General features: G+C 35.5%; 11 protein-coding genes. 4 read left to right on the top strand and 7 right to left on the bottom strand.

Annotated elements, in window-relative coordinates:
* Positions 1-54 precede the first annotated feature (54 nt).
* Positions 55-1,020 (bottom strand): L-threonine 3-dehydrogenase, encoded by a 966-nt coding sequence (locus BAQ44_RS04385; RefSeq protein ID WP_071720973.1) that lies wholly within the window; start codon positions 1,018-1,020, stop codon positions 55-57.
* A 44-nt stretch (positions 1,021-1,064) separates the two neighbouring features.
* Positions 1,065-2,255, bottom strand: coding sequence for a glycine C-acetyltransferase (locus tag BAQ44_RS04380; protein ID WP_000095914.1), 1,191 nt, complete (start codon positions 2,253-2,255; stop codon positions 1,065-1,067).
* Between the two features lie 213 nt (positions 2,256-2,468).
* Between BAQ44_RS04380 and BAQ44_RS04375 the strand changes: the two genes are divergently transcribed.
* Positions 2,469-3,200 (top strand): class I SAM-dependent DNA methyltransferase, encoded by a 732-nt coding sequence (locus tag BAQ44_RS04375; protein ID WP_063261595.1) that lies wholly within the window; start codon positions 2,469-2,471, stop codon positions 3,198-3,200.
* A 31-nt stretch (positions 3,201-3,231) separates the two neighbouring features.
* Here BAQ44_RS04375 and BAQ44_RS04370 read toward each other — a convergent pair whose 3' ends face one another.
* The 3 genes from BAQ44_RS04370 to BAQ44_RS04360 are packed head-to-tail and all read right to left on the bottom strand — an operon-like array spanning position 3,232 to position 6,125.
* Positions 3,232-4,053 (bottom strand): ABC transporter ATP-binding protein, encoded by an 822-nt coding sequence (locus BAQ44_RS04370; RefSeq protein ID WP_063261596.1) that lies wholly within the window; start codon positions 4,051-4,053, stop codon positions 3,232-3,234.
* Positions 4,054-4,065: 12 nt separating this feature from the next.
* Positions 4,066-5,124, bottom strand: coding sequence for a FecCD family ABC transporter permease (locus tag BAQ44_RS04365; RefSeq protein ID WP_063261597.1), 1,059 nt, complete (start codon positions 5,122-5,124; stop codon positions 4,066-4,068).
* Entirely contained in the window at positions 5,121-6,125 is a 1,005-nt protein-coding gene (locus BAQ44_RS04360) for a FecCD family ABC transporter permease (protein WP_063261598.1), read from the bottom strand. The genes BAQ44_RS04365 and BAQ44_RS04360 overlap by 4 nt, the downstream gene beginning before the upstream one ends.
* A gap of 162 nt (positions 6,126-6,287) precedes the next feature.
* Here BAQ44_RS04360 and BAQ44_RS04355 point away from each other — a divergent pair, with 162 nt between their 5' ends.
* Positions 6,288-7,253 (top strand): ABC transporter substrate-binding protein, encoded by a 966-nt coding sequence (locus BAQ44_RS04355; protein ID WP_071720971.1) that lies wholly within the window; start codon positions 6,288-6,290, stop codon positions 7,251-7,253.
* A 381-nt stretch (positions 7,254-7,634) separates the two neighbouring features.
* Positions 7,635-8,984, top strand: coding sequence for a peptide MFS transporter (locus tag BAQ44_RS04350; RefSeq protein WP_063261600.1), 1,350 nt, complete (start codon positions 7,635-7,637; stop codon positions 8,982-8,984).
* A gap of 39 nt (positions 8,985-9,023) precedes the next feature.
* On the opposite strand, the gene BAQ44_RS04345 is transcribed toward BAQ44_RS04350, so the two are convergent.
* Positions 9,024-9,203: an acid-soluble spore protein H gene (locus BAQ44_RS04345; protein WP_000382683.1), complete on the bottom strand. Its 180-nt coding sequence runs from the start codon at positions 9,201-9,203 to the stop codon at positions 9,024-9,026.
* A gap of 191 nt (positions 9,204-9,394) precedes the next feature.
* Positions 9,395-9,682, bottom strand: a complete 288-nt coding sequence (locus BAQ44_RS04340) for an ArsR/SmtB family transcription factor (protein WP_000081429.1) — start codon at positions 9,680-9,682, stop codon at positions 9,395-9,397.
* An 894-nt stretch (positions 9,683-10,576) separates the two neighbouring features.
* Between BAQ44_RS04340 and BAQ44_RS04335 the strand changes: the two genes are divergently transcribed.
* Positions 10,577-12,196 (top strand): L-lactate permease, encoded by a 1,620-nt coding sequence (locus tag BAQ44_RS04335; RefSeq protein ID WP_061676386.1) that lies wholly within the window; start codon positions 10,577-10,579, stop codon positions 12,194-12,196.
* Positions 12,197-12,230 lie beyond the last annotated feature (34 nt).

Here is a 12,230-nt window from a genome sequence, read left to right as displayed (position 1 = left end):
TATATTTCTAAAATACAAATAAAAGGGCCGACTCCTAAGAATCGACCCTTACTATTAATTCATCACTAACTCAGCTGTGAGCTTTTTTTTTAACTTAGCCAACATGTCGGTTGTCATTTTGTCTAAATCGTATTCTGCTTTAAAGCCCCACTCGTTCATTGCTGCTGTTGCATCAATAGAGTTTGGCCAGCTATCAGCGATTGTTTGACGAGCAGGATCTACAGCGTAATCCATTGTAAACGTCGGGATGTGTTTACGAATTGATGCTGCGATTTGCTCTGGCTCAAAGCTCATTGCTGTAATATTGAACGCGTTTCTATGCACAAGTTTACTTGGATCAGCTTCCATTAATGAAATGATCGCTTGTAAAGCATCTGGCATATACATCATATCCATGTATGTTCCTTCTGCAATGTATGAGGTGTATGTGCCTTTTTTAATCGCCTCATAATAAATTTCAACTGCATAGTCAGTTGTTCCGCCTCCTGGAGGAGCTACGTAAGAAATTAAACCTGGGAAACGTACACCGCGCGTATCTACGCCAAACTTTTGATGATAATAATCACATAGTAATTCTCCTGCTACTTTGTTTACCCCATACATCGTAGTAGGACGCTGAATTGTATCTTGTGGCGTATTATCTTGCGGCGTTGATGGACCGAATGCACCGATAGAACTTGGCGTGAAAAACTTACAGTTTAATTCACGAGCTGCTTCTAATGCATTTACAAGTCCACCCATATTTAAATTCCAAGCAAATAACGGATTTTTTTCTGCTGTTGCTGAAAGTAAAGCTGCTAAATGAATAATTGTATCTACTTCATTACGCTTTGCAATATCATGTAGTTTTTGTCCATCTGTTACATCTAACGTTTCAAATGGACCGGACGTTACTACTTCACTATCTGTTTCACGAATATCTGTTGCAATAACATTTGATGCACCGTATACATCACGAAGTTTCATTACTAGTTCAGAACCAATTTGCCCTAAAGAACCGGTTACTAGAATTTTTTTCATTTTCCCCACTCCTCATTTGCAAGCTATTCAAAAGATGTCGTTACTTAAATGATGCCCATTTCTTTTCCTACTTTTTCATACTTACGAATTGCTTCATCTAACATTTCTTTCGTATGAGCTGCTGTAGGCATATTACGAACGCGTCCCGTTCCTTTTGCTACAGTTGGGAACACGATAGATTTTGCATATACGCCTTCTTCATTTAGACGTTTACTAAATTCTTGTGTTAATACTTCGTCACCAATAATACAAGGTGTAATTGGCGTTTCACTTTCTCCGATATTAAAGCCAAGTTCTTTTAACCCTTGTTTTAAATATCGACCATTTTCCCATAAACGATCGTGCAACTCTGTGCTTTCCATTAAGATTTCAATTGATCTCATGCAAGCTGCTGCATCAGCTGGTGTTAATGCTGTAGAGAATAAGAATGGACGTGAACGAACTTTTAACCAGTCAATTAAGTTTTGTTTCCCTGCTACATATCCACCAATTACCCCAATTGCTTTTGATAATGTACCAATTTGGAAATCAACTTTATCAGACAGACCGAAGTGTTTTACAGTTCCTGCACCTTTACCAAGTACACCTGAACCGTGTGCATCATCTACGTATGTCATTAAATCTAATTCTTCTGCAATCTCAACAATTTCTGGTAGTTTTGCAACATCTCCATCCATTGAGAAGACACCGTCTGTAATTACCATTAATTTATTGTAAAGACCTGATTCTTTCGCCGCGATTGCTTTTTGGCGTAAATCTTCCATATCAGAATGCTTATAAACGATGATTTTCGCTCTTGATAGACGACTACCATCAATGATAGAAGCATGGTTTAATTCATCTGAAAGAATGGCATCATTTTTATCCATAACGGCTGAAATCGCTGCCATATTACAGTTAAATCCTGATTGATAGGCAATCGCTGCTTCTGTATGTTTAAACTTTGCAATTGTTTCTTCTAATTTAATATGCAAATCTAAAGTACCGTTAATTGTACGAACAGCTCCTGCTCCAACGCCGTACTTATGAATAGCACCAATTGCTGCTTCTTGCAAACGGCTATCTGTTGCTAATCCAAGATAGTTGTTTGAAGATAAGTTAATATATTCTTTTCCGCCAATTGTAATGATCGGTCCATTTGAACTCTCAAGCGGATCAATTACGTTATAAAGCCCCTTTGATTTTAAATCCTCTAAATTTTCTTCTAAAAATTTCGCAAGTGTTTTACTAGACATCGTGAAGCCTCCCATCGTTCATGTAAGCGAATTATTGTCTTAATAGTTCTAATAATCCCTCTACTAGCTTAACACGTTTTCAGAATTTATTATAGAAAAATAGTTTAAAGTAACCGCTTACAATTTTAGATTATATATGATTCATTACAAGAAATCTATCATTTACTTTTCATATTTGGTAGAATAAAAAAAATATTTAAGGGGGCTTCAATCATGGCATTTACTGAATCTGATGTATATAATAACGAAGCATTTTTTAAACAATATATGAAACGAAGATACAGAGAAAATAGTCCAAATGAATCACTTGAAAAACCAGCCTTCTTTCAGCTCATTGGTGATGTGAAAGGAAAGCAAATCCTTGATTTAGGCTGCGGGGACGCTAAATTCGGTGAGGAGTTATTAGAAAAAGGCTGCCACTCTTACACTGGTATTGAAGGCTCCGAACTTATGTATGAAAAAGCTAAAAAACAACTAGAAAATAAAAATGGGACCGTACATTTTTTAAACCTCAAAGACTACACATACCCTCCTGCTACTTTTGATTTAGTAACATCTAGACTCGCCTTACATTATATTGAACATCTTCCTATCATTTTTCAAAATGTGTACGAAACTTTAAAAACAAATGGAACCTTTACCTTTAGCGTTCAACATCCTATTATTACTTCTTCATTTGAAAGCTTGCAAACGAGCGGGAAAAGAACAAACTGGCTCGTCGATGATTATTTTAAAATGGGAAAACGCGTTGAACCTTGGATTGAGCAAGAAGTTATTAAATATCATCGTACAACAGAAGAATATTTTACATTGTTACAACAAGCCGGATTTACGATTACAAACATAAAAGAAGCTACACCCAATCAAACCCATTTTCAGAGTGGAAAAGAATATGAACGTCGGTTACGTATTCCCCTCTTCCTCTTATTTTCTTGCCGAAAATAAAAAGACGATGAATTCTCATCGTCTTTTTTCATTATCTCATTACTTGAGCAACCTCTTTACGTACACGTCTTCCTTTTCCATGTGGGATACAAAGTGGCGTCCCAAATAATGGATCCGTACTGATTTGACACTCCATTCGGAATACATCACGTACTAGCTTCTCATCTACTACTTCTTCCGGCTTACCTTGTGCATATATTTGTTTATCTTGAATGGCTACAATATTGTCTGCATAGCGGCATGCTAAATTTAAATCGTGTAATACCATAACAATTGTTCTTTGTTCTGTTTCATTTAATTCGAATAATAAATCTAGCACTTCAATCTGGTGAGTCATATCTAAATATGTAGTAGGCTCATCCAGTAAAATAATATCTGTATCTTGTGCAAGCGTCATTGCAATCCAAGCACGTTGACGTTGTCCACCTGAAAGAGCATGCACATCACGCTCAGCAAACTCTGTCATACCTGTTGCTGCAAGGGCTTTTTGTACCATTTCCTCATCTTTTTCTGACCATTGCTTCAGCCACGTTTGATATGGATAGCGTCCTTGTTTTACAAGTTGCAATACTGTAAGCCCTTCTGGTGCTTGCGGTCCTTGTGGTAAAATTGCCATTTGACGAGCGATTTGCTTCGTTTGCATACTTTGAATTGCTTGATTATCTAACAAAATATCACCCGTTGTTGGCTTTAATAATCTAGCTAGTGAACGTAATAAAGTTGATTTCCCGCAACCGTTAGAACCGATAAATATTGTAATTTCGCCTTTTGGAATTTCTAAATTCAACTCATCAATAATAATTGCTTCACCATAAGACAGCGTCAAACGTTTCGTCTCCAATGCTTTTTGCATATTCATCTCCCTTTATGAGTTCCGACTTTTATAAAGTAAATAAATAAAATAAGGTGCACCAATTGCTGATGTAAATACCCCTGCTGGAATTTCAAGTGGTGTGAAAACTGTACGCCCAATTAAATCTGCAGCAAGTACTAAAATTGCACCAACAATCGCCGCAACAGGGAGTAATGCACCGTATAAAGAACCAACTAGTCTTCGTGAAATATGAGGCGCCATTAAACCGACAAATCCAATTCCTCCGGCGAAAGCAACTGCTCCACCAATTAAAGCTGTACTCAGTAATAACATGAATACGCGTGACTTCGTTAAAGGAACACCAAGTCCTACCGCAATATCATCCCCTAGCTCCTGAGCATTTAAATGTCTAGCAGCTATAAATGATATTATCGTTAAAATGAGAACCCACGGCGCAAGTACCATAACGTTTTGCCATGAAGAACCGTAAACAGTACCTGTAATCCATACATTCGCTTGGCTCGCTTGATAAATTGGCGCTAACAACATAAACAAAGTCGTTGCTGCTTTCGTCAATGCCCAAAAACCAACACCAATTAAAACAAGACTAATCGGTGATAATCCATCATTTCTCCATGCGAATAAATATACAAAAAGCGCTACAATTGTAGCTCCAGCAAAGGCTGCTAACGGCATATAATGAATGCTTACAGTTAGCGCATTATTTTTATCACTAAATAGAGCTAAAAATAATACAACTGCTACACTCGCACCACCTGTAATCCCGATGATATCAGGTGAAGCCAGTGGATTTCGAACGAGGCCTTGTAAAATACATCCTGCTACAGCAAGTGCGATTCCTACAAGGATAGCAATCAAAATACGCGGCATACGAAACTTATTTACAACCATATTTGACATCGCATCGCCATTTCCAGTAATCGCTTGCCATACATCATAAGGAGCAATTTTCATGTCTCCCATACCTGCACTCGCAAAAAATAAACCTATTAAAACAACTAGTAAACTGAATAAGACGAGACAAGCTCGTTTATACATTAAAAACGAGAGCCCGCCTTTTCCTATACGAAACGGAATATACTTCTTCATTTGCTAAGCCCTCTCTTACGTGCAATATAAATAAAGAATGGGGCCCCGATAAATGCTGTCATAACCCCTACTGGTACTTCTTGTGGCATAATGACATATCTTGCTGCTATATCAGCTAAGATTAATAGTATTGCACCTAACAACCCGCTATACGGTACTCTCCACCTATGATCTACTCCAACTAGAAATCTTGCAAAATGCGGAGTAACAATACCAATAAATCCAATTGGACCAGCGACCGCAACTGAACCACCAGACAACAGGACAATAATAAGTAGTACGAATGATTTCATTAAAATCGTTCGTTGTCCAAGTCCTTTTGCAACGTCTTCCCCCATCATTAATGTATTTACTTTCCCTGCCATCATAAGAGATGCGATCCAGCCTACTAATAAATACGGGAATACAGATTGTAAAATTTCTAACTTTCTTCCTTGCACAGATCCGGCAAGCCAAAATAATACCTCTTCAAGCGCTTTTTCATTTAACACAAGTAATCCTTGTGTTAATGATGAAAATAACGCACTAATTGCGACCCCTGCTAATGTTAGCTTAAGAGGCGTTGTCCCTTCTTTTCCTAAAGAACTAGACGCAAATACAAGTACAGCTGCAACTGCTGCCCCTAAAAAGGCAATCCACGTGAAAGCCGATAATGATGTCACGGAAAAAATAACAATTGCTACAACTATGAAAAACGCAGCACCTGAATTTAATCCAATAAAATCTGGAGAGGCAAGTGGATTCTTCGTTAAAGTTTGCATAAGACAACCTGCAATGGCTAAACTAGCACCGACACTAGCTGCAATTAATGCCCTTGGTAGACGCACATTTTGAATAATAATATGTTCATTAGAACCATTAAAATGAAAAAAAGCATCTAACGCTAATTTCCAGCTCGTATTTGTATATCCGAAAATAATACTTCCCCAAATACAAATAACAACCGCAATGATTCCAACAAATAATCCAATCCATTTTGCTTGATTTGTTTTTAATAACATGCAGCGTTTCCCCTTCAATGTATAATGATACGTTGTAAGTGTATTTCAACTTAATTCTCATTGTCAACGATATTGAGAATTATTTTCATTGACAATTGGACCATGAAGTATTATTATCATGCTTGCTATTGAAAAAACTTCTCAGTATGTAGGGGGTACATAATGAATTTAACACGAAAGAAATCGTTTACAGTATTTGTATTTTTACTAGCCTTTTCATTCCTTTTAAGTGCTTGTGGAAAATCAAATACGAAAGAGGAAACAAAAGAAGATACGAAAAAAGAAATGATTACGGTGGAACACGCAATGGGTAAAACAGAAGTTCCTGCTAATCCAAAACGTGTAGTTATTTTAACAAATGAAGGAACTGAAGCTTTACTTGAACTAGGTGTGAAACCAATTGGGGCTGTAAAATCTTGGACTGGTGATCCATGGTATCCACATATTAAAGATAAAATGAAAGATGTAAAAGTTGTTGGTGATGAAGGACAAGTGAACGTGGAAACAATCGCATCTTTAAAACCAGACTTAATTATCGGTAACAAAATGCGTCACGAAAAAGTGTACGAGCAACTAACAGCAATTGCACCTACTGTGTTCTCTGAAACGCTACGTGGTGAATGGAAAGATAACTTCAAATTTTATGCAAAAGCATTAAGTAAAGAAAAAGAAGGTCAAAAGATTTTAGCTGATTACGATAAAAGTATGAAAGAATTAAAAGCTAAACTAGGCGATAAAGTAAATCAAGAAATCTCTATGGTTCGCTTCATGCCTGGTGATGTTCGTATTTATCACGGTGATACATTCTCTGGTGTTATTTTAAAAGAACTTGGATTTAAACGTCCTGGTGATCAAAATAAAGAGGACTTCGCAGAGCGTAACGTATCTAAAGAACGTATTTCTGCAATGGATGGCGATGTATTATTCTACTTCACATTCGATAAAGGCAACGAGAAAAAAGGTTCTGAATTAGAAAAAGAATATATAAATGATCCTCTATTTAAAAATTTAAATGCAGTGAAGAATGGTAAAGCATACAAAGTTGACGATGTTATTTGGAATACAGCTGGTGGTGTAATGGCCGCTAACCTACTATTAGATGATATCGAAAAACGCTTCGTTAAATAATATTTTTCTAACCAGCTCCCCTTCTATGGAGCTGGTTATTTTTCGATTCACTTAAATGTCACATTATTTCATTTTGTATTTTTATTCCCAATATGTTATATTATAAAAGTAAATAGAATATATTTTCTCTATATCAGAATAAATATTTTAATCTAAATTTTCTGATTAATCACTATTTTATTTTCTTTTAGAATTCAATTATTACATTTGAAAACGCTTATCATCTCGTTTTCAGGGCAAAATACAGTAACGGTTGAAGAAAAATAGAATTTTTTTAGGAATTTTCTTTCTATTTCCATATAATTCTATTGACTTCTAAATATTTTGTAAATTAAAATGATTACATAAATATCCGTTATACAGGATTAGGGGGAAACAAACATGGATGCAGCTTTAAAATTAGACAAAGCTGGAGAGCAACAATCACCAAAAAAACATCCACCAGGATTATATTTGTTGTTCTTTACAGAGGCATGGGAAAGATTTAGTTATTACGGAATGCGTGGCTTATTAGTTCTTTATTTAACAACGAGCTTAGTAAGCGGCGGTTTAGGATTTGATAAAGCAGTTGCAGTTCAAATTTACGGTATTTTCACAATGTTAGTATACTTCACACCAATTATCGGTGGTTGGTTAACTGACCATTTCATTACGAAGCGCCATGCCATTACTATTGGTGGTATCATTATGGCAATTGGTAACTTTGTACTATTTTCAATGAACACTAAAACTGGACTATTTTTAGGATTAGGATTATTAGTTATTGGTAACGGATTCTTCAAACCAAATATTTCGACTTTATTAGGTCAATTATATAGCGAAAACGATTCTCGTCGTGATAGTGCCTTCACTATCTTCTACATGGGAATTAACTTAGGGGCTCTTATTGCTCCATTCATTTGCGGTTACTTCGCAGATTATAGATACGGTTTCTTAACAGCTTGTATCGGTATGATTATTGGACAGCTTGCTTTTAATTTCTTAGCACCTCGTTACTTAGGATCTATCGGAACAACTGTTGTCGGTAAAAAATCTAAAGAAAAAAATGCAAAAGCAATTGAGAAAAAGCCTTTAACAACACAAGAGAAAAAACGTACTACTGCAATTTTAATTTTAACTTGTTTCGTTGTATTCTTCTGGGCAGGATTTGAACAAGCTGGTAGTTCTTTAACACTTTACACAGATAAGTTCGTGGATCGTACAATTGGTGGATTTACAATTCCAACACCTTGGTTCCAATCTGTAAACCCACTATTCATTATCTTACTAGCATTACCGGTTTCTGCATTATGGATTAAACTTTCAAAAACGAAAAATGGTGACTTAAAAATCCCAACAAAAATGGCATTTGGTATGATCTTGCTAGGGATTGGGTACCTAGTTTTAACTTTAGCTGTATTAAAAACTGGTAGCGATGAAGGTAATATCGCAATGAAAGCAAACTTACTATTCATTGTATTCACTTACATGTTCCATACAATCGGTGAATTATTCTTGTCACCAATCGGATTATCTATGGTAAGTGCAATCGCTCCTGTTAAATTAGCATCATTATTAATGGGTGTATGGTTAGCTGGTACTGGCTTCGCAAACTTATTAGCAGGACAATTGGCTGCTTTCACTCAATCTTTAGGATATTTAGAAGTATTCGCAAGCATCGGTGTTATCGTAATCGTACTCGGATTAGTACTTCTTATGTTCTCTAAGAAAATTGCACATATGATGGAATAAATAAGAAGACGCTTCTAGATACTAGAAGCGTCTTTTCTATTACTTCTCCTCTAAAGCCGTCACGTTCACGTGAACGCTTTCTCCAGGATTAGATACATCATACACTTGAGCAACTCCACTCTGCTCGTCACAGCTCTCAATCCATACTGGGACACCCTCATATGTAACGTCAATTCTACTTGAAGAAGATAAAATTTGTTTCACACGTTTTACATCCATACTACTATTCCTCCTTTTACTTACTACACTCCTTTCTATCTTTTCTTTCCCCTTTAGAATATATTCCATATAGCAACATGTTAATTGATATCCTTTTCTTCCTTACATGCTAACATTTTCTTTCCTATTACCTTTCTGACAAATAAAAAAAGACGTATATCCCTCACGTCTTTTTCCATAATATTCAAATTTTAAGAAAATAATGTTTTTACAACTTCACTTACTTTATCATTATGAATTTGATAATACACTTCTAGTCCTCGTCTTTCAAAGCGCACTACTTTATTTTGTTTTAATTTCGTTAAATGTTGCGAAACCGTTGATTGTGGAATTTCTAGCACTTCCTGTAATTGTGTTACATTACAAGTTCCACGTTGCATTAGTTCCATTACTAGGCGTAAACGTAACGGATGCGCTAACGCTCTTAACATTTGTACATCTTCTTCTGAAATACGACATTCGAATTGATTTTGGCTCATAAAGTTCCCCTCATTTTCGTTTTTATTTTCTTTTTATTTATTTATATATCTGTTCTTATATTTCCTGTTACGACATAACTTTATCAACTTATAAAGCCGAAAATTTTTTCCATCTTAACCAGCAAAGAACTCAGGAAATAATCCTTGCTGATTTTGAATATTATACTATATGATATAACGAAAAAGCAAAACAACGGGCTCCAAATACTTTGCTTGTAAACGTTGTTTTATCAGGCTTTTTGTTATATTTTCACCTCACTGCAACGTGCAGTAATAATATCGTAAAATATCATCTATAATTGATAACCTTTCGTAAAGTAGTTGGAGTATATTTAACCTCTTTGTTACACTAAAAGGAATTTTCAGTAAAAAAGATACCGTACCAAAAAAAATTAACTTATTGCTTTTAATTAGTGTTCAATAGCTTGAACTGTGATGGAATACTTCCTATTAAATGCATTTACCGTCCCTTTCTGACTTGATCAAATGGGACAGTCTGTGCTCCCTATCAAATCTTAAGAATTACACCATCCTTTCATATTCGATACAAAGACGGCCTCTACCATAGAGCTTTAGGATCAATAATATAGAAACAAAGAAAAGAATATGCAAATAATTTATCCTGCTATTAGTGGATAATATGAATCCTATTTCAAATTTTGGCGAATGCGGGATAAAGCTTTACTTTATAAAGCACACTCAAATAGATTCGAGTGTGCTTTTTGTCTACTTTATGAACAAAGTATTTCTTTTAACACTATTATGGAATAATTATACTTTTTTACGTTGACAATAGTGTTGAAGGAGAATATACTAAGCATGTGAGTTGATTGTGAATTGTTTCACAAATAATGTGAATTTCTTCACATAAAATAGATAGGAGTTGTCATTATTATGAGTACTTGGACACAAATTTATGACCCATTAAACAATATTTGGTTATCTGCACTAATCGCAGCACTTCCAATTTTCTGCTTCATCATTTGTTTAATGGGACTGAAAATGAAAAGTTACATGGCTGGCCTTTACAGTGTGATTGTCGCTATTATTCTTGCTATATTCGTTTATAAAATGCCAGCAACTGTAGCTGTAGCATCTGCCGGATTCGGTGTTTTATCTGGATTTTATCCAATTTGTACTATCGTTATTGCAGCAATTTTCCTTTACAAATTAACTGTTAAAACAGAGCAATTCAATGTCATTCGTGATAGTATTTCAAGCATTACAAATGACCAACGTTTACAAGTATTATTAATCGCTTATTCTTTCGGTGCTTTCTTAGAAGGCGCAGCTGGTCTAGGGGTTCCAGTTGCTATTACAGCTGCATTACTAGTAGGTATGGGCTTTAATCCATTAAAAGCAGCAGGTATTTGTTTAGTAGCAAACATCGCTGGTGGTGCTATGGGTGCTATGGGTATCCCAGTTACAGTACCAGCACAATTAACTGAACTAGATGCATTAACTATCGGTCGTCAAACTGTTCTTATTTTACCTTTCATTAGTATTGTTTTACCTTTCTTACTTGTATCAATGGTTGATGGAATTAAAGGTATTAAAGAAACTTGGCAAGGTATTCTTGTAAGTGGTGTTTCTTTCGCGGTTACTCAGTTCCTTGTAACTTACTTCTTAGGTGCAGAACTTACTAATATTTTCGCAGCCGTTGTAAGTATGATCTCTCTTGCATTATTCTTACGTGTTTGGCAGCCAAAATCTTCTACTAAAGAAGAAAAACAAGAAGAAAAAGTATCTCATACATTCAATCAAATTTTATATGCTTGGTCTCCATTCGTATTCTTAACTGCATTCGTAACAATCTTTAATTTAAAACCAATTAAAGCTTTATTTGCTCCGGATGGCGTACTAGCAAACTTAGTATTTAACATTCAATTCCCTGGTCTTCATAATGCTGTTATGAAAACTACACCTATTACAAAAGCTGATACACCTTTCGCAGCTGTTTTCAAATTTGATGTATTCTCATCTACAACTACTGCAATCGTATTAGCAATTATCGTTTCACTTATCGTGTACCGCGTAAAAGGTAAAATGGTTAAAGAATTAGTAGTGGAAACAATGAAAGAACTAAAAGCTCCAGTATATACAATCTGTAGCGTTATCGCTTTAGCTTACGTAGAGAACTACTCTGGTATGTCATCTACACTTGGACTTGCATTCTCTTCTACTGGTAATGCATTCCCTGTTCTTTCTCCAATCTTAGGATGGATTGGCGTATTCATTACAGGATCAGTAGTATCAAGTGGTTCATTATTCGCACCTCTTCAAGCAGTAACTGCAGATCAATTAAACATCGTTCCTTCTACACTTGTTGCATTAAACGTAGTAGGTGGTACAATGGCAAAAATGGTTTCACCACAATCTGTAGCAGTTGCTTGTGCAGCAGTTGGACTAGTTGGTAAAGAATCTGCCCTATTTAAAACAGCAATGAAATACAGTTTAATCTTCTTAGCGATTATTAGCTTACTTCAATTAAACTCTGTATTTAATATCTTTTAAAAATAAAACACCGATCCAAATGGATCGGTGTTTT

Source organism: Bacillus mobilis (assembly GCF_001884045.1).
In the GTDB taxonomy this organism is placed as follows: domain Bacteria; phylum Bacillota; class Bacilli; order Bacillales; family Bacillaceae_G; genus Bacillus_A; species Bacillus_A mobilis.
Note: the sequence above shows the minus strand (reverse complement) of the source record. Positions and strands in the feature narration are given on the sequence as shown.

Bases quoted from the DNA above. Each gene is read 5' to 3' on its own strand.
- BAQ44_RS04385 (WP_071720973.1), bottom strand. From the start codon at position 1,020: ATGAAAAAAATTCTAGTAACCGGTTCTTTAGGGCAAATTGGTTCTGAA.
- BAQ44_RS04380 (WP_000095914.1), bottom strand. From the start codon at position 2,255: ATGTCTAGTAAAACACTTGCGAAATTTTTAGAAGAAAATTTAGAGGAT.
- BAQ44_RS04375 (WP_063261595.1), top strand. From the start codon at position 2,469: ATGGCATTTACTGAATCTGATGTATATAATAACGAAGCATTTTTTAAA.
- BAQ44_RS04370 (WP_063261596.1), bottom strand. From the start codon at position 4,053: ATGCAAAAAGCATTGGAGACGAAACGTTTGACGCTGTCTTATGGTGAA.
- BAQ44_RS04365 (WP_063261597.1), bottom strand. From the start codon at position 5,124: ATGAAGAAGTATATTCCGTTTCGTATAGGAAAAGGCGGGCTCTCGTTT.
- BAQ44_RS04360 (WP_063261598.1), bottom strand. From the start codon at position 6,125: ATGTTATTAAAAACAAATCAAGCAAAATGGATTGGATTATTTGTTGGA.
- BAQ44_RS04355 (WP_071720971.1), top strand. From the start codon at position 6,288: ATGAATTTAACACGAAAGAAATCGTTTACAGTATTTGTATTTTTACTA.
- BAQ44_RS04350 (WP_063261600.1), top strand. From the start codon at position 7,635: ATGGATGCAGCTTTAAAATTAGACAAAGCTGGAGAGCAACAATCACCA.
- BAQ44_RS04345 (WP_000382683.1), bottom strand. From the start codon at position 9,203: ATGGATGTAAAACGTGTGAAACAAATTTTATCTTCTTCAAGTAGAATT.
- BAQ44_RS04340 (WP_000081429.1), bottom strand. From the start codon at position 9,682: ATGAGCCAAAATCAATTCGAATGTCGTATTTCAGAAGAAGATGTACAA.
- BAQ44_RS04335 (WP_061676386.1), top strand. From the start codon at position 10,577: ATGAGTACTTGGACACAAATTTATGACCCATTAAACAATATTTGGTTA.